General features: G+C 61.5%; 15 protein-coding genes. 7 read left to right on the top strand and 8 right to left on the bottom strand.

The window, feature by feature from the left end; genetic code table 11:
• Positions 1-190 precede the first annotated feature (190 nt).
• Positions 191-862: a helix-turn-helix domain-containing protein gene (locus ACQR1W_RS17300; protein ID WP_434851922.1), complete on the top strand. Its 672-nt coding sequence runs from the start codon at positions 191-193 to the stop codon at positions 860-862.
• A gap of 74 nt (positions 863-936) precedes the next feature.
• On the opposite strand, the gene ACQR1W_RS17295 is transcribed toward ACQR1W_RS17300, so the two are convergent.
• Genes ACQR1W_RS17295 through ACQR1W_RS17285 form a run of 3 tightly spaced genes read right to left on the bottom strand, consistent with a single transcriptional unit; the run spans position 937 to position 4,802 of the window.
• Positions 937-1,392 carry a potassium channel family protein gene (locus ACQR1W_RS17295; protein ID WP_434851921.1) on the bottom strand — a complete coding sequence of 152 codons (456 nt, stop codon included), beginning with the start codon at positions 1,390-1,392 and terminating at the stop codon, positions 937-939.
• Positions 1,393-1,432: 40 nt separating this feature from the next.
• Positions 1,433-2,362: an alpha/beta fold hydrolase gene (locus ACQR1W_RS17290; RefSeq protein ID WP_434851920.1), complete on the bottom strand. Its 930-nt coding sequence runs from the start codon at positions 2,360-2,362 to the stop codon at positions 1,433-1,435.
• On the bottom strand, positions 2,313-4,802 hold the full coding sequence (locus ACQR1W_RS17285) for an alpha/beta hydrolase (protein ID WP_434851919.1): 2,490 nt from the start codon (positions 4,800-4,802) through the stop codon (positions 2,313-2,315). Before ACQR1W_RS17285 ends, ACQR1W_RS17290 begins: the two co-directional genes overlap by 50 nt.
• Before the next feature lie 136 nt (positions 4,803-4,938).
• On the opposite strand from ACQR1W_RS17285, the gene ACQR1W_RS17280 reads away from it, so the two are divergent.
• The 5 genes from ACQR1W_RS17280 to ACQR1W_RS17260 all read left to right on the top strand — a co-directional run bounded on the left by ACQR1W_RS17280 (position 4,939) and on the right by ACQR1W_RS17260 (position 8,431).
• Positions 4,939-5,865, top strand: coding sequence for an alpha/beta fold hydrolase (locus tag ACQR1W_RS17280; RefSeq protein ID WP_434851918.1), 927 nt, complete (start codon positions 4,939-4,941; stop codon positions 5,863-5,865).
• A complete protein-coding gene (locus ACQR1W_RS17275) occupies positions 5,862-6,464 on the top strand; it encodes a hypothetical protein (RefSeq protein WP_434851917.1) in 603 nt (200 codons plus the stop codon). Before ACQR1W_RS17280 ends, ACQR1W_RS17275 begins: the two co-directional genes overlap by 4 nt.
• A gap of 122 nt (positions 6,465-6,586) precedes the next feature.
• Positions 6,587-7,234: a CoA transferase subunit A gene (locus tag ACQR1W_RS17270; protein WP_434851916.1), complete on the top strand. Its 648-nt coding sequence runs from the start codon at positions 6,587-6,589 to the stop codon at positions 7,232-7,234.
• A gap of 4 nt (positions 7,235-7,238) precedes the next feature.
• Positions 7,239-7,889 (top strand): 3-oxoacid CoA-transferase subunit B, encoded by a 651-nt coding sequence (locus ACQR1W_RS17265; RefSeq protein ID WP_008972847.1) that lies wholly within the window; start codon positions 7,239-7,241, stop codon positions 7,887-7,889.
• Positions 7,890-7,972: 83 nt separating this feature from the next.
• Positions 7,973-8,431 carry a MaoC family dehydratase gene (locus ACQR1W_RS17260; RefSeq protein WP_434851915.1) on the top strand — a complete coding sequence of 153 codons (459 nt, stop codon included), beginning with the start codon at positions 7,973-7,975 and terminating at the stop codon, positions 8,429-8,431.
• A gap of 2 nt (positions 8,432-8,433) precedes the next feature.
• On the opposite strand, the gene fabI is transcribed toward ACQR1W_RS17260, so the two are convergent.
• The 5 genes from fabI to ACQR1W_RS17235 form a co-directional block, all read right to left on the bottom strand.
• Positions 8,434-9,225, bottom strand: coding sequence for an enoyl-ACP reductase FabI (gene fabI, locus ACQR1W_RS17255; protein ID WP_434851914.1), 792 nt, complete (start codon positions 9,223-9,225; stop codon positions 8,434-8,436).
• Positions 9,222-10,433, bottom strand: a complete 1,212-nt coding sequence (locus tag ACQR1W_RS17250; RefSeq protein WP_434851913.1) for an acetate/propionate family kinase — start codon at positions 10,431-10,433, stop codon at positions 9,222-9,224. Before ACQR1W_RS17250 ends, fabI begins: the two co-directional genes overlap by 4 nt.
• A gap of 12 nt (positions 10,434-10,445) precedes the next feature.
• Positions 10,446-11,414, bottom strand: coding sequence for a phosphate acetyltransferase (locus ACQR1W_RS17245; protein WP_434851912.1), 969 nt, complete (start codon positions 11,412-11,414; stop codon positions 10,446-10,448).
• Between the two features lie 12 nt (positions 11,415-11,426).
• The gene (locus ACQR1W_RS17240; protein WP_434851911.1) at positions 11,427-13,622 is read right to left on the bottom strand and encodes a DUF3141 domain-containing protein; all 2,196 of its coding nucleotides are present in this window, start codon (positions 13,620-13,622) and stop codon (positions 11,427-11,429) included.
• Positions 13,623-13,760: 138 nt separating this feature from the next.
• Positions 13,761-14,828 carry an AI-2E family transporter gene (locus tag ACQR1W_RS17235; RefSeq protein ID WP_434851910.1) on the bottom strand — a complete coding sequence of 356 codons (1,068 nt, stop codon included), beginning with the start codon at positions 14,826-14,828 and terminating at the stop codon, positions 13,761-13,763.
• A 173-nt stretch (positions 14,829-15,001) separates the two neighbouring features.
• On the opposite strand from ACQR1W_RS17235, the gene ACQR1W_RS17230 reads away from it, so the two are divergent.
• Positions 15,002-15,523, top strand: coding sequence for a GNAT family N-acetyltransferase (locus ACQR1W_RS17230; protein ID WP_434852486.1), 522 nt, complete (start codon positions 15,002-15,004; stop codon positions 15,521-15,523).
• The last annotated feature ends 260 nt before the right edge of the window (positions 15,524-15,783 follow it).

The following is a 15,783-nucleotide window of genomic DNA, read 5'->3' as shown; positions in this document are numbered from 1 at the left end:
TTTGATGCAATTTTGAGGAGACGTCCTCGTCCTCGAGGACAATGGCCTCGAGGACGAAGGGGCCCGATCCGTATTGTCCCTAGGGACAATGCCTCCCGGTCCAATAGCCCGGCCGCGCCGCCAGGTCCTAGGCTGACCTTCGTGACCAGCGCCCGATGCAGAAACTTTGGTCAGACAGGGAGACCATTCCATGTTTGTCAACGTGAACGCCCGGCGGCCCCAGCAGGCCCGGTTCAGCGGCGTGCTTGGCGGCCTTTCCCGCTCTCAGGTCGCTGCCAGCGAGTTCAGGTATCGTCGCGGTACGGAAATTTACGGGGAAGCCGAACCGGCGGACTATGTTTATCAGGTCGTGGACGGTGCGGTTCGCAGCTACAAACTGCTCTCCGACGGCCGCCGCCAGATCGGCGCATTCCATATGGTGGGTGACATATTCGGGCTTGAGAATTGTGCATCACACCGATTTACCGCCGAGGCCATCATCGATACGACCGTGCGGCTGATGAAGCGCGAAAGTCTCGAGCAAGTCGCGGAGAAAGACGCCATCGTCGCCCGAGATCTCCTGAACATGACGACCAGCAATCTGCAGCATGCTGAGGATCATATGTTGCTGTTGGGTCGGAAGACGTCGCTGGAGCGCGTCGCAGCATTCCTGCTCGAAATGGATCGACGGCTGCAGGCTGCGGAAGTGATGGCGCTTCCGATGAGCCGGCGAGATATTGCCGACTATCTTGGATTGACGCTCGAGACGGTATCCCGCGCCCTCTCTCAGCTCCACGCCCAGGGGATTCTCGAGTTCCTCGGCCAAACGCAACGGCAGATCGTACTTCTGGACCGGGTTGCGCTGGCACAACTGGACCTTTAGGGCCCGGCGGCCTGGATCAACTCATCGGCCAATCGCGTTGCTCGGGGAACCTGAGGCAGCCAAACGTTGATCAATCAGCCCGCAGACGATCCAACCGACTGCGGGGGCGGCGATTGTTGCCGATCAATCGTCTTCAGCAACACCTGGAAGATGAGGGCGGTCGACCAGCCGAACATCAATATTCCATTCATCGCCGTCATCGGTCCGAGCAGCCGCCATTCGGGCCGCGGTACCACGTCGCCATAGCCCAATGTCGTGTAATTGACGAAAGCGAAGTAGACCAGGCTGGCGCCCTCCGGCGCCACTTTGGTCAGAACGTAGCCGACGGACCAGACAAAGATCTCGACCATGTGGGCGAGCATCAGCACGAACGCGGTTGCCGTCATGACCGTAGCCAGGTGAAGTGCACGATAGGATGCATTCAAGGTGACGGCTGCGCGGGCAATCTTCACCGCACCGACGGTCAAGAATGCATGTATGACGATGCAGACTGCACTGATTGCCAGGCCGACCAACAGCTGGATGAGCATTCAAGCTCCTCGTGGACCGCGAGCCTGTCGCTATGCGCGGTCAAGGCCGGAACCTTAGACCTCCGAACCAGGCTCCGAAGTAACCTGCATAGAGTGCCGGCATCTCCAGGATCATCGAATGCCCGATACCGGGCACAGTCACCACCCGGCAGTCCGGCATCGCGGCGGCCATCGCCTTTAGGTCCGTGGACGGAATCCAGCCGTCTCTGTCGCCCCAGAGCACCAGATGCGGATGCGTGATGTGCCGCATCTGCTGCTCCAGTTCGCCACTCTCTTTTTCCAGGTTCAGATTGAACGGCGTGCCGAGCCAAATGCCCTCGGCAACGCCAAAGGTCTGTTCCAGCATCCGTTCATAGAACGGCTGCAATTCACCCAGGCCTTCGCGATAGCGAGGCATCGTGCCGGGCGCCATGCTTTCGGGGGTGAAGAGCGTCACAGCCGCGGTCGCCATGACCGCGCGCGCCACGTCATGGCTGAGCATCATCGACCGGAAGAGTTCGATCTGTTCGGCATTGAAGGCCATTCCAAGCGGCGTCACCGGATCGAGCGCAAACACCCGGCCGAACCGCTGCGGCTGCATCAGAAGCATCCGCGCCGCGATGATCCCGCCGGTCGAGTGGGTCGCAAGATGGCAATAGGACAGCTCCAGAGCATCGAGGGCCGCCAGCATGTCGAGCGCATGCTGGCGCATGGAATAGTTGGAGAAGTCGGGTGCTGCCGGCGGCCGGTCGCTTTCACCGCAGCCGCGCCAGTCGATCCCGATCACACGCACGCCTTCCGGGAACAGCGGCGTGGCGAGCTCGATCCAGTCCTTGCAGGCGAGGTTGCCATGGATGAAGACGACGATCACATCGCCCTCACCCCAGGCACGCCATCCCAGCTGAACCTCCCCGGCCTTCACCCGCGGCATATGGACACACCTATTTGTTGAGGCCTGCCGTCGGGGACGGTCCCGGAGGGGTTGGCGCAACAGCTATCCCCACCGTGGTTGCCCCGTTGATCAGTCGGTCCACAGCAACCGGCGAGGGCTCGACCCTGCCGAGCGTGATGAAGTCGACGACATCAGCCGCAAACTCCACCGGATTGTCGGTGTGGATGAAATGTCCGGTGTCCGGATAGATCTTCAGAACCGGCCGATTGCCGACTTCGCTCATCCGCATCATGAAGGGATTGATGATGTCGCGGCCGAGATCCTTGAGCCCGTTGAGCGAGGTCCCCGGAATGAACGGCTCCTTGTCACCGAAGGCCAGGAAGATCGGCGCCTTGATGCCGGTCAGCCGGTCATACAGATTTTTGGGATCGTCCTTCTGCAGCTCCGCCACCATCGCATAGATGTCGAAGATGAAGACGTTGGCCCATTGCTCGAGCTCCTTGGGATTGCCTTTGATCAGCCCGATGCGCTGATCGGTGTGGAAGCGGGCGTATTCGCTGTCATTCATGAAGTAGCCGCTTTGGCTCCGTGATACGGCGCCGGTCACGGGGTCGCGCTTCTTGAAGTAGAAGAAGTCGCGCACGCCCTGCTCGGTACGTCCCATCTCCGACGCCAGCGCGCCGGTCTGATCCCACGCGGCCTTCCACTTCGTGAAATCGCGCGCAAATGACGGATCGAACAGCGCGGCGGCCTTGCCGGGGGCGATGACAACGTCGCGCGGGTACTCTTCAAGCCCCGCTGGCGCCTCGAGGATGAGGTCCTGCACCGCTTCCGGCCAGGACAAGGCATAACCCATCACGAGCTGGCCGCCGAGCGAATGGCCGAGATAGGCCGCACGCTTGACTCCGAGTTGATTGACGACGAGCTCGTGCACGACATCACGCATGTCCTGCATCGTGCGGGCCGGACTCTTGTCGAGGTTGCCAGGTCCGGACATACCATAGTGCGGCAGATCCGGCGCGATCACGCGGAAGCCACTGCGCAAGGCATATTGCATGACATTCCCGTAGTGACCGGCGAACGCGCCTTTGCCGTGGATGATCACCAGGACCTGCGGGTCCGGCTTGTCGCCAGCATACTCGTCCATATAGCCGATCTGCCAGGTCGTGCCGGTGCCGTCCTTCACATCGGCATATTTGACCGGATAGGGATAGGTCACGTAGTCCTTCCAGAACGACTTCTTCGGGTCGATATTGGACGCCACGCCGGGGACGCGATAATTCTTGTCGACATATTTCTGCGCCTTATCGAGTCTGTCGACGTCCTGCATGAACGAGACGAACTTCGGATCGTTCTTGCGATGGTTGACGATCGAGAACACGCCGTAATGCGCCACAGGACTTTCTTCGGCGATCAGATCGGCGCCCGGAATGCGTTCAACCGCGCGCTCGGCCAGCTTGAAGTTCAGCCAATTGTCGTTCGTGATGTGCATGACGAGCGTGCGGGAGCTGATCCGCCACAGATCGTCATTGATGTTGTGCCCCTCGCCGACCTTGTTTCGCCACACCAGATCGACCGCATCGTAGAGCTTGGCACGGTTGGTGACGCTGCTGCCGGCCTTCTCGTTCGGCGGATTCCAATAGAACACTTCGGGCTGAACAGAAGCGAAGCTCTGTGATGAGCGGAAGGCGAAGTCATAACCGGTCAATCCAAGCACGGACCAGCCGAATGCCACGCCGGCGGCAGGATGCTTCTCCTTCGGCAGATTGTAATAATCGCCCTTGGTCGACTGCCAGACCGGATCGGACTCGATCGCAGCGGTCATCAGCTGGAAGGTCCAGTTGCCGACCGGATCCTCCGCATCAGATTGCGTGGTGCCGCCGATTGGCATCAGCGCGCTGACGAACTCCGGATGCATGACGCCCCACACATAGGTCTGCGTGCCCCCCATGGAGACACCGAGTGCCAGCGCGGCGTGTGAGACCTTGAGGTGGTCGCGCAGCATCCGATAGTTGGCCTGCACCATATCGAAGTAGCTGTACTGCGGGAATTTGATGCCGAGACCGTCGGAGGGTTTGCTATCACCCCACGTGCCGATCGGATCCACGAACACGACATAGTAGCGGTCGGTATCGATCGGACGCCCCGGGCCGATGACGGGATCGGTCCCCGAGAGGGCGGTGCCCTTGAACCACTGTTCGTACATATCCGTGGAATCACCGGAATAGTACGAGTTCACGATGACGGCGTTGGTGATTTCGCCAGCATCGTTGCGACGCGGCGTGCCGACGGCGATGTAGGCCGTCCGCAGCTTGCCGGCACCAAGGGACTCCAGCGTCTTGCCGCCTTCGCCGCCGAACTCCCAGCTTGCGGGGTTAGCAAGATCATAGCGGCCGCCCAGTTTGAAGTTGGGTATCTCGTAATATTTCTTCAGGGCATCGTGTTGCTGTTGCGAGGACCGTCGGGTGAACGGCGGATCTGCCAGTGCCGATGATATCGTCAGCAGCAGTACGATCAGGCTCGCGAAGCAACGTGTCATGGCGTCTCTCCCAGCAACGAAACTGTCACTTGCGCCAAAAGCTAGGAAGCGTCGTCAGCCGACCCTTGATCTATCTCAAAGGTCCAAACGCGCGCGAGTTGAGCTTGGCTGGCGACTACATCAGCGGGCTGACCTCGTGCCATTTCTGGACTATGGCTCCTATCGGATACGCTATGCGTTGGCCGGCCCGGCCGATGCGCCCGCCTATGTGTTCGTGAACGGCCTGACGCAATATGCCGAGCTGTGGGACAGCTATGGCGGCGCCCTGGCCGCGAAGGGCTTTCGCGTTGCAACCTTCGACCTGCTGGGCCAGGGCATTTCCGACAAGCCGGGTCTGTTCATTGGCCAGGATGATCAGGTCGCGGTTCTGCGGCTGCTGATCGAGGAGCTCGGCCGCGGGCCCGTCTTCCTGTGCGGCATCAGTTTCGGCGGGCTCATTGCGTTGCGATATGCCATCGCTCATAGCGACAGGCTGGCCGGACTCGTGCCGATGAGCTGTTTCGCGGAGCTCTCGCCGCAACTGCTTCTTCTCGGCAATGCGTTGCGCACCGGCTTGATCCTCGGCGGCACGAGCTACCTGCAGGATCTGCTGCTGCCGATGAATCTGTCCGATGCGTGGCTGGGACCGCAGCTGACCAATCTCGACAAGATCAAGCGGCAAGGCTGGCTCACCAACGATGTTTATGCGCTGCAGAATCTGATGGAGTCATTCCTCGACTTCAAACCGCTGACGCCGCAGCTCTCCTCCATTACCGTCCCCACCATGATCCTGAACGGCGAATTCGATTTCCTCACGCCTCGCGCTTTGCATGAAACGCTGCGCATCGAGATCCCCAACAGCGGACTGATCATTATTCCGCGCGCCTATCACGCGTTTACGCTGGAGAAGCCGCAATTGACGGTCGACCTGCTCTCCAGATTTGCCGAGCAGGTGCTCGCCGAACAATGGATCGGCAACCGGTCGATCTGGATCGCACCCGATGAGGCCGGCGGTCCGCTCGAGCCATTCCCCGATGGATATGACCATCTTCGAGCGATCCCTGTGCGCGGGGCGGCGACATGAGCTGCTTCCTGGGGCCGCTGGACATATCGGGCCGCGTGCCTCCGAAGCAGCAGACACGCGTCGGGGCGTTTCTGATCTCGGCGCACGGCGCTCTGATGCGGCAGCTAACGCTGGCCTTGGCAATGCCGTCGGAGCGAAGCTGGCTCGCCGAACTGAACGCACAGCTCTTTCGCGAAACGGAGATCGTGTCGCTCATGCTCCAAGCCACGCGCTGGGTGCCGGACCTCGAGCTGCTGGCTCTCTGTCCGTCCTGGGAAGCCGCTTGGCTCATCACTCCCGTCCCGAACATTCCGGATCAAACCCAAGGCTGGATCATCGACCTTGCCGCCCTGGGCCATGCGATCCACGGCGCTATCCGGCCGGCTGCGGTGCTTCCTGATGGCACGCCGCGCGACGACGCTTTCGCAGAGGCGCTCCGGAGAACCGAGTTCGAAAGCGGACGGCTGATCCAGGCGCAAATCCTGTTCCTGAAAAGCCCCGAGTTCGTCTCCATGCGGGACGCTGTCGGGGCCGCTGTCGACAGGCGGCATGCGCAGGTCCGCAGGCTCTGGCGGGAGGTGCTCGCAAGCATCGGAGTGGCCAGCGAAGCATCGGCCTGAGCAGACAGCCTTGTCTCGCCGGATGCGAGATAGGGACCATTGATACAGATCAAAGGAAACGCCCGCCTTCGGTTGCCACTCTACCGGACATCGCAACGGCAAGTTTTGATCGGAGCCGCCGCATGAAACCCATCTCTTTGGAAGAAGCCGTCGCCATGATCCCGAACGGCGCATCTGTGATGGTCGGAGGTTTCATGGGCGTCGGTACGCCGGAGCGCCTGCTCGACGAGCTGGTCCGACAACACAAGACGGAATTGACCCTGATCTGCAACGACGGCGCTGTGCCCGGTCGCGGGGTCGGAAAACTGTTCGACGCCGCACTCGTCTCAACGCTGACAGCCAGCCACATCGGCCTCAATCCGAAGGTCCAACAGCAGATGATGGCCAAGCAGGTGTCGGTCGACCTCGTCCCCCAGGGGACGCTGGTCGAGCGGATCCGTGCCGGCGGCTGCGGGCTCGGCGGCGTGCTGACCCCGACCGGCGTCGGCACCATGGTCGAAGAAGGCAAGCAACAGATCAAGCTCAACGGCAAGACCTACCTGCTCGAGACCGCGCTTCGATCCGACTTCGCGCTGATCCATGCCTTCCTGGCGGACTATCTTGGCAACCTCACCTATGCGCTGACCGCGCGCAATTTCAATCCCGTGATGGCGATGGCGGCCGACACCGTGATCGTCACCGCCGAGCACGTGGTGCCGGTCGGCGTGATCGCTCCGGATCACGTCGCAACACCCGCGCCCTTGGTCGATTACCTCGTAGCGAACGGATAAGATCATGGACCCACAAACGCTGATCGCTCGCCGTGTCGCGCTCGAACTTCGTTCGGGATATCTGGTCAATCTCGGCATCGGCATTCCGACCCTTGTTGCCAACTACGTTCCGGCCGGACTGAACGTGTTCTTTCAATCCGAGAACGGCTTGATCGGCACAGGGCCGATTCCGGAACAGGGCATGGCCCATCCGCTCTTGACCGACGCCGGAGGCCGCCCGATCAGCGCGCTTCCGGGAGCATCGACATTTGACAGCGCAATGTCCTTCGGCTTGATCCGCGGCGGACATGTCGACATGACGGTGCTGGGTGGGCTGCAGGTCGACGCTGACGGTCATCTCGCCAACTGGATGATCCCAGGCAAGATGGTGCCCGGCATGGGCGGAGCCATGGATCTTGTCGCCGGCGCCAAGCGGGTCATCGTTGCCATGCAGCACGCCGCGAAAGGCAAGTCGAAGATCGTCCGGAAGTGCAACCTGCCACTGACCTCGTCTCGACCGGTCGATCTCGTCGTCACCGATCTCGCCGTCATCGGCTTCCCCGGCGGACGCATCACGCTGCTCGAGACCGCACCCGGTGTCCGCGTGGCGGAAGTGCTGGCCGTCACCGAGGCAGACCTGATGATCCCGACCGAAGTCCCGGAAATGAAAATCTAGAGCATGATCCGGAAGAGTGTGAAGCGGCTTTCCGAAAAAGATCATGCTCAATCAAAAACCGAGGCAAACACGAGCGACGTGTCATGAAAATATTCGACGGATTCGATGACATAAAAGCGGCTGTCGGCAAGGAAATCGGCGCAAGCGAATGGGTGGAGATCACCCAGGATCGCATCAATCGCTTCGCGGAGGCGACATGCGACGAGCAATGGATCCATGTCGACCAGGAGCGAGCCAAGCGTGAATTGCCGGGCGGCCGGACTATCGCGCACGGCTTGTTGTCGCTCAGCCTGGCGCCAATGTTCATCCGCTCGGTGATGGGGCTGAAGGGCCTGCGCAACACCCTGAATTATGGCGCCGACCGCATCCGCTATCTTTCGCCCGTTCCGGCGGGATCGCGGATCAGGGGCCGTATCACGATCGCAGAGGCCGAGGATGTCCCCCCTGAGGGATTGCGGGTCAACTATCACATGGTGATCGAGATCGAGGGCGGACAGCGCCCGGCCTGCGTGGCCGAGCTCATCGCCCTGCACTATCGCTGACGTCAGTCGATGATGTGATAGCCGCCATCGATATACATCACATCCCCGGTGATGAGTTTGGCGCCGTCGAGCGCGAGAAATGCCGTTGCAGCCCCGACATCATCGATGCTGACCAGGCTCCGCGTCGGTGCCTTGCTCTGCGCCTTGTCCAAGAGTTCATCAAATTCCGGAATGCCTGAGGCCGCGCGCGTCGCGAGCGGTCCGGGTGAAATCGCGTGAACCCGAATGCCCTTGGGACCGACCTCCGCTGCGACATAGCGCACCGCAGCCTCCAAGGCGGCCTTCGCGACGCCCATGATGTTGTAGTTCTCCACTACCATCTGGCTGCCATAGTAGGTCATGGTAAACATCGTGCCGCCATTCTTCATCAGCGGCTCCGCCAGATGCGCCATCCGCAGGAACGACCAGCAGGACACGTCCATGGTCTTGAGAAAGCCGTCGCGACCGACGTCGATGACCCGTCCGTGCAGCGCTTCCTTCGGAGAAAAGGCAATCGAATGCAGCAGGAAATCCAGCCGCCCCCATTCGATTTGAATCCGCTCGAACACGCCTTCGAGCTGCCCGGCCACATTCACGTCAAGCGGCATGAAGATCGGCGCTTCAAGGGCCTTGGCCAGCGGCTCGACATATTGCTTCGCCCGCTCATTGAGATAGGTGACAGCCAGTTCGGCCCCCAGCGCGCGGAAGGCCTTGGCACAGCCCCAGGCGATCGACTGATCGTTCGCAATACCGACGATCAGGCCCTTCTTGCCCTTCAACGCGACCTTCGTATCAGGATACACCGGAATGTTCATGATGCTCTCTCGCTATTTGCATGTGAGCGCGCGGTCCAAAGCAACGACACGGTATGCTCGGCGATCATTCGCTCTTCGTCGGTCGGGATCACGTAGACAGGAATCCCGCTGTCAGGGCGTGATATTTTGAGAGCGTTCCTTGCGTTCTCGGTTTCATCGAGGCTGACCCCGAGCCATTTCAGCCTGTCGCCGATGCGGGTGCGGATCGCGTCGGAGTTCTCGCCGATACCCGCTGTAAACACAAAAGCATCGAGACCTTCCAGCGCGGCGGCCAGGAAGCCGGCAAAAAGCCCGATCCGGTAGACGAAATATTCAACTGAAAACGCCGCGTGGGGATCGTGGCTGACCAGGAGCTCGCGCATATCGTTGCTGGCCCCGGAAAGCCCCTTCAGGCCACAATCGCGATAAAGGAACGTCTGGACCTCGTCAGGCGACATTCCCTTCGCCATGATGAGGTAGAGCACCACGCCAGGATCAAGCTGGCCCGGCCGTGTTCCCATGGCAAGCCCGTCAAGGGCCGTAAAGCCCATCGTGCTCTCGATGCTGCGACCAGCGCGGAGGGCGCACATCGAGGCGCCGCTGCCGAGATGCGCGACAATGACGCGACCGCCCGCCACGTCAGGTGCGAGCGTCGGCAGTGCTCTCGCGATATACTCATAGGACAGCCCGTGAAAGCCGTAGCGCCTGACGCCCTCCTCATAGAGGCGATAAGGAATCGCATAGCTATCCGCGACCGCGTCGTGCCGGCGATGGAAGGCGGTATCGAAGCAGGCAACCTGCGGGAGCGCAGGATAATTGGCGAGCAGCGACTTGATCGGCGCGAGATTATGACGCTGGTGCAGCGGGGCCAGCGGTTCAAAACGTTCGAGGCGCGTCACAACACCATGGTCGACGGCGACCGGCTTGGCATAGTCAGGACCGCCATGGACCACACGATGCCCGACGGCCAGCGGCGTGATGCGAAGCTCCTCCCGCAACCATGAACTCGCGACCGCGAGCGCCGCGGGAACGTCCATGATGGCCTCGACCGGATAGGCACGGTCCGCGAGCGTCTCACCGCTGGCCCTGGTGGCGCGCAGCCGCGGCCGGCTGCCGATTCCATCCACCTGCCCCTTCAGAACGCGGTCAAGACGCGCATTCGCATCCACCGCGAAGATCTGAAACTTAACGCTGGAAGACCCGGCGTTGACGACGAGGATCGTGTCCATGACATCCCTCCGTCATGCGGCGGCCACGGGATGGAGTCGTCGCCGCGCGTCGGCATGCAAAACAGCGATCGCACAGGATGCCATGCGGGCTCGAACGCTGTCGGCCCGGGACGTCAGGACGATCGGCACGCGCGCACCAAGCACAATGCCGGCCGCGTCCGCCTTGGCAAGGAACGTAAGATTCTTCGCCAGCATATTGCCGGCTTCGAGGTCCGGAACGACGAGGATCTGAGCGCGTCCGGCGACCGCCGATTTGATTCCCTTGATCTCTGCCGCCTGCGGGTCGATTGCGTTGTCGAACGCCAGCGGGCCGTCGAGCAAGCCGCCCCTGATCTGGCCGCGATCCGCCATCTTGCACAGCGCGGCCGCCTCGATGGTCGATGGGATCTTTGTCGTGACCGTCTCGACAGCCGAGAGCAGCGCCACGCGGGGATGCGAGCCGAGCCCTATTTCGACAAAGAGGTCGATGGCATTCTGAACAATGTCACGCTTGGCATCGAGGTCGGGGAAAATGTTGATTGCGGCATCAGTGATGAACAGCGTCTCCGCGTAGGTCGGCACATCCATCACGAAAACATGGCTGATCCGCCGATTGGTGCGCAACCCGCCGGTGCCGGCGGTGACGCATTTCATCAATTCGTCGGTGTGCAGGCTGCCCTTCATCAGCAGTTCGCCCTTGGCCGAGTGGATCAGTTCGACCGCTTTTGCCGCCGCCGCCTCGCTATGCGGGGCGTCCACGATCTCGAATTTCGAGATGTTCAGCTTATGACTTTCCGCCGTGGCCTTGATCTTGGCCGCCGGCCCAACGAGGATCGGCTTGATGATGCCGAGCTCGGCGGCTTCGCAGACTCCGGTCAAGGAGGTTTCGTCGCAGGGGTGTACGACGATGGTCACCGCCGAAGGCACGTGCTTGGCGGCCGTGATCAACCGATCATATTTCGGACGGGGCCGCCCCTCGCCTGTGTCACCCTGTAAGCTCATGGTGGCTCTCCTCTAAGATGCTTTCGCTCGCGTATTGTCCTGTCCTACCACGCCGAACAGGTCCGCGACGCGCCGCAAACGCTTGGCCGTCTCGCCCGATGGCTCGCCCGCGGCGGAGACCACGTCCTGAATCACCGCGAAAGCCGCCCGCCGTGCCTCGTGATCCTGTGGCAGCAGCTTGGGAATGGCGGTGACGCTCGCCTCCTCGTCGAGCAGCAGCATGAAGAACTGCTCGCGCACCATCGCCTTGAACTCGGCCAGCGTGAGCCGCGATTCGACGTCGCTCGACCTTGCGCGCCGCAAAGCCTCGATGCTTCGTTCGTCCACCATGCCGCGCGTCATGCCGATGTAAAGCAGCGCGCGAATGAAAGCCTCGCGCAGCGCCCCGGTTCCGATTCGCGCCTTGAGCTCTTCGATCCGGGCGTTGAGGCGCCGGCGATGCTCGTCCGACATCTCCCGCCGAGGCGACGGGTTCGATTGCGGATCGATACCGACGGCGGACTGGAGCGCCGGCGAGCCATAGATCGAGAGGAAGGCCGTCTCGCTCAGTTGTTCGGTTACATCCCGCCACAAGTCGAGAGCGCGCACGATGTTCTGCGAGACGGCTTCCTGCATCGCGAGAAATGGATTGTCGCCCGCAGCCGGCTTGCGCTCTTTCCGAACAGTGTTCGCCGCGGCTTCGATCGTCTTCGCGACTGGGCCGTCCCCCGAGCACGCCTCATATTGAACGCGCAGCGGATGGGTGCGCCGGGTCCACTCGCCCAGTGCTGGCGTCGCAAAGGCCCTGACCCAGGGCTGCACGAAATTTCGGTAGGCTGCGAGATTGATCTCCGACACCCGCGCCGCCGTCGCGAAGCGACGCTCGTCATCGACATTATTGCCGCCCATCGCACGCAGATCATCCAGCGTGCGCTGCTCGCAGCGCATGATCCAGGCCCCCGTCAACAGGTCCGGGTTGACCGTATCAGCAGACCTTGCTGTGAACGTCGCTTCATACAGACCCGGTGGCAGCACATCGATCAAGTCGATATTGCTCGAAAACTCGCTATGTTGTTTCTTGGCGACGCCGGCCGAAACGAAGATGCCGAGATGACCGACGGTTTCGTGCACGGTGTACACGATGGTTTGCCCGTAAGCCCTGATCTCGTCGACATCATTGTAGAGGTCGAGAATCCAGCCGAGCGCCTGTTGCGGCGGGGTGATATTGTCGCCCTTCGAGCAGAACACGACGATCGGCGAGCGTATGTTGCGGAGATCGACGGCCGCGCCGTCCGACATCTTGATGCGGCCGGCCGCGAGCTTGTTGCCGACGAAGAGCTCATCGACGATGAACTGGATCTCTTCGGCGTTGAGATTGACATGCCCGCCCCACCAGCGCTCAAATTCAAGATAGCGGGGCGCTTCGGTATCGATTTTCGAATAGACGTTGTATTGCTTGGTCCAGAGCGTGTTCGAGGGATTCATGTTCTCGAAGTTTTGCACCAGCCAGGCGCCGTCGAATTTCCCACCCCCAAGATCGCTGGTCAATGCCGCCAGCCAGCTTCCGCCCAGCAGACCGCCGGTGTATCGCATCGGATACTTGCCGTGGACGCCTGCCCAATAGGATAGCGGCGCGCCGGCGATGATAATCGGGCCGAACAGTTCCGGTCGCAGCGACGCCAGGATCATCACGGCCCAGCCGGCCTGGCAGTTGCCAATCACACAGGGTTTACCGTCGGCGTCGGGATGCAACGCTATGACTTTCTCGAGGAAGACTGCCTCGGCCCTTGCGATATCCTCAATGGTCTGCCCCGGCATCGGATCAGGCAAGAACCCGATGAAGTAGCAGGGGTGACCGGCCCGCATCGCGACGCCGATCTCGCTGTCTGCCTTGAAGCCTCCGATTCCTGGACCATGTCCGGCCCGCGGATCGACCACCACAAACGGTCGGCGCTTCAAGTCGATCTCGACGCCTTTTGGCGGCGTGATGCGCACCAGACCGTAGTTGACGGGCTTTTGTAGAGTCCGCCCGTCCATGACCAGTTCAACCTGATAGTTGAGGACGTGTGGCGCATTTTCCGCCATGTGCTCACGGTACTGATTGCCGCGCTGGCGCATGACGTCGAGGAAGAGGATGCTGCGTTGGCCGGCGTCGACCAGATATTCGACGGTGGACGCAAAAAGGCTTGAGGCGCCATCGCTCGGGATGATCGGCTTGTCGGTAGACATGCTTGGCACCTCCTCTTCGGTATCTTCCCGCTCAGCTTCGCGTGGCAGCGAAGCGGACCATTGACATAGGTCAAGGGTAGCAAATGGGGTTTCGAACCGGCCGCTGTCCGCTCTGCCCATAACCTTGCGCATGGCAATTCAGATCTCGGCGGAGACTTCCTCTGCAGACCGAGGCAGCTCTTGCCGCTCATCGCTGCGGATCCAGGCCATCATGATCTGCCAGCCCACGGCCAGGATGATCGGCCCGATGAACAGGCCGACAATGCCGTGGGCGATGGTTCCGCCGAGCAGCCCGATGAAGATGACCGGCATCGGAGTCTTCAGTCCGCGTCCCATCAAAAGCGGCTTCAGGACATTGTCGGCCAATCCGACGATCACAAGATAGATCGTCATGAATAGCGCGATCGCAAATTCCTTCGTGGTCCAGATCCAGACCAGGCAGGGAATAAGAATGATGGCGGCGCCAAGCTGCAGGATGGACAGGATCATCGCCCCGAAGGCCAGCAGACCGGCATGGGCGATCCCGGCGAATTTCAGGCCGATTCCGATCAGGATCGACTGAATCAGCGCGATGCCGATCACGCCTTGCGACACGCTGCGGATTGTTGCGCCGGCGAGCGCGACAAGGTCCTCGGTTCGCTGCGGCAGAATGCGCGCCATGATGCGACGGCTGGCCTCAACGAGACGCGGCGCCGACGGGAACAGAAAGCCCGCGAGAATGATCGCGGCGAGAAATTTGAGCGCGCCGAAGCCGACGCTACCCAACATGCCGATGATCGAACGAAGCAGGGACTTGAGGTGCGGCAACAGCGGCTGGACCAGCGCCTCGATGTTGCTCGACGCGTTGCTCCAGACGTCGTATAGCCTCTCGCCGATGAGCGGCCAGTCGCGGATCGCCTCGGGCGGCGTTGGCAGCTTGAGGCTCTCGGTTCCCAGCTGTTCGGCCAGGCTTTTCGCCCCCTCGGCAAGACCGACCCCGATCCAGGTCACCGGCCCGATCATCACTGCTAGGCTGATGAGGGTCACAATGGCTGCCGCGAGTTTGGGACGCTTGCCAAGGCGATCGACGAACCAGCTGTACAGCGGATACAGCGCGACAGCCAGAACGACCGACCAGGCCAGGATTGGAATGAAGGGTCGCGTCAGGATGAAGCACCATGCCACCAACAGCACGAGCAGGCCGAGGCGTATGGCGAATTGGAGCATCTCTTCGCCAGACCAGCTTTGACGAAACACGCGCAGCGGCATTTTGCCCGTCCATGCTCAGCACGCAGAGGCCCGCTTGGCGCGGAGCCGACGGTTAGGACCTAGTGATGCGCCTGCGGAGAACGGTTGATCTAGATCAAGCGATCCGGCCCGGCTCGGCGATTGCTACACGCATGGGAGATGTCGCTACCTACTCCGCTTCCGAGCGCCTGCGCGACGGCAGCACGATCCACATCCGTGCTCTGTGGCCGGCTGACCGCGACGACATGCTCCGAGCGATCGGCCGGACCAGCGCGCAGTCGCTGCGACGCCGCTTTTTTGTTCCCAAGCGCGGCTTCTCGGACCGGGAAATCGCATTCTTCATGAACATCGACTTCGATAGCCATGTCGCGTTGGTCACCGAATTGGACGAGAACGGACAACGCGTCATCGTCGGCGGCGGCCGCTACATCGTGAGCGAGCCTGGACGGGCCGAGTTGGCATTCGTGGTGGTGGACGCCTATCAAGGCAAGGGTATCGGCAGCGCGTTGCTGCGTCACCTCATTTCGATTGCGCGCAAAGCCGGACTGCAGGCATTGACGGCAGAGGTGCTGCCGGAGAACGCGCCGATGTTGAGGGTATTCGAGCGACTGGGGTTCGTGCCCCGCCCGGCCGGCGATCCCAGCGTCAAACATCTGGAGCTGAAACTGTCTTGACCATCGGGCCCGAGGATATCACGTGCACAAGCCTCGAACCGTTGCGCAGCCCGCCGCAGCTTTGAATCTTCTTGCTCGGAATTGATGTCGCTCCGGCCGTGCGACCGACGACGCCTGCCGGAGCTTAAGCAAAAGCTCAGCCGAACTTAACAGTGCTCTAAGGATTTTCGGCCGCGCCTCGCCCAGGATGCCGAGCCCGGTGCTCGGAAACGACGGGCCCATTCAAGCCGACCAACTTGCTCACCGAAGGTGCGCGATCT

This window comes from Bradyrhizobium sp. HKCCYLS1011 (assembly GCF_051167795.1).
Classification (GTDB): Bacteria; Pseudomonadota; Alphaproteobacteria; order Rhizobiales; family Xanthobacteraceae; genus Bradyrhizobium.
The sequence above is the reverse complement of the archived record's forward strand: the minus strand, read 5'-3'. Positions and strand labels throughout refer to the sequence as shown.

Bases quoted from the DNA above. Each gene is read 5' to 3' on its own strand.
- ACQR1W_RS17250 (WP_434851913.1), bottom strand. From the start codon at position 10,433: ATGGACACGATCCTCGTCGTCAACGCCGGGTCTTCCAGCGTTAAGTTT.
- ACQR1W_RS17270 (WP_434851916.1), top strand. From the start codon at position 6,587: ATGAAACCCATCTCTTTGGAAGAAGCCGTCGCCATGATCCCGAACGGC.
- ACQR1W_RS17275 (WP_434851917.1), top strand. From the start codon at position 5,862: ATGAGCTGCTTCCTGGGGCCGCTGGACATATCGGGCCGCGTGCCTCCG.
- ACQR1W_RS17295 (WP_434851921.1), bottom strand. From the start codon at position 1,392: ATGCTCATCCAGCTGTTGGTCGGCCTGGCAATCAGTGCAGTCTGCATC.
- fabI (WP_434851914.1), bottom strand. From the start codon at position 9,225: ATGAACATTCCGGTGTATCCTGATACGAAGGTCGCGTTGAAGGGCAAG.
- ACQR1W_RS17240 (WP_434851911.1), bottom strand. From the start codon at position 13,622: ATGTCTACCGACAAGCCGATCATCCCGAGCGATGGCGCCTCAAGCCTT.
- ACQR1W_RS17260 (WP_434851915.1), top strand. From the start codon at position 7,973: ATGAAAATATTCGACGGATTCGATGACATAAAAGCGGCTGTCGGCAAG.
- ACQR1W_RS17245 (WP_434851912.1), bottom strand. From the start codon at position 11,414: ATGAGCTTACAGGGTGACACAGGCGAGGGGCGGCCCCGTCCGAAATAT.
- ACQR1W_RS17230 (WP_434852486.1), top strand. From the start codon at position 15,002: ATGGGAGATGTCGCTACCTACTCCGCTTCCGAGCGCCTGCGCGACGGC.
- ACQR1W_RS17265 (WP_008972847.1), top strand. From the start codon at position 7,239: ATGGACCCACAAACGCTGATCGCTCGCCGTGTCGCGCTCGAACTTCGT.
- ACQR1W_RS17300 (WP_434851922.1), top strand. From the start codon at position 191: ATGTTTGTCAACGTGAACGCCCGGCGGCCCCAGCAGGCCCGGTTCAGC.
- ACQR1W_RS17235 (WP_434851910.1), bottom strand. From the start codon at position 14,828: ATGCTCCAATTCGCCATACGCCTCGGCCTGCTCGTGCTGTTGGTGGCA.
- ACQR1W_RS17285 (WP_434851919.1), bottom strand. From the start codon at position 4,802: ATGACACGTTGCTTCGCGAGCCTGATCGTACTGCTGCTGACGATATCA.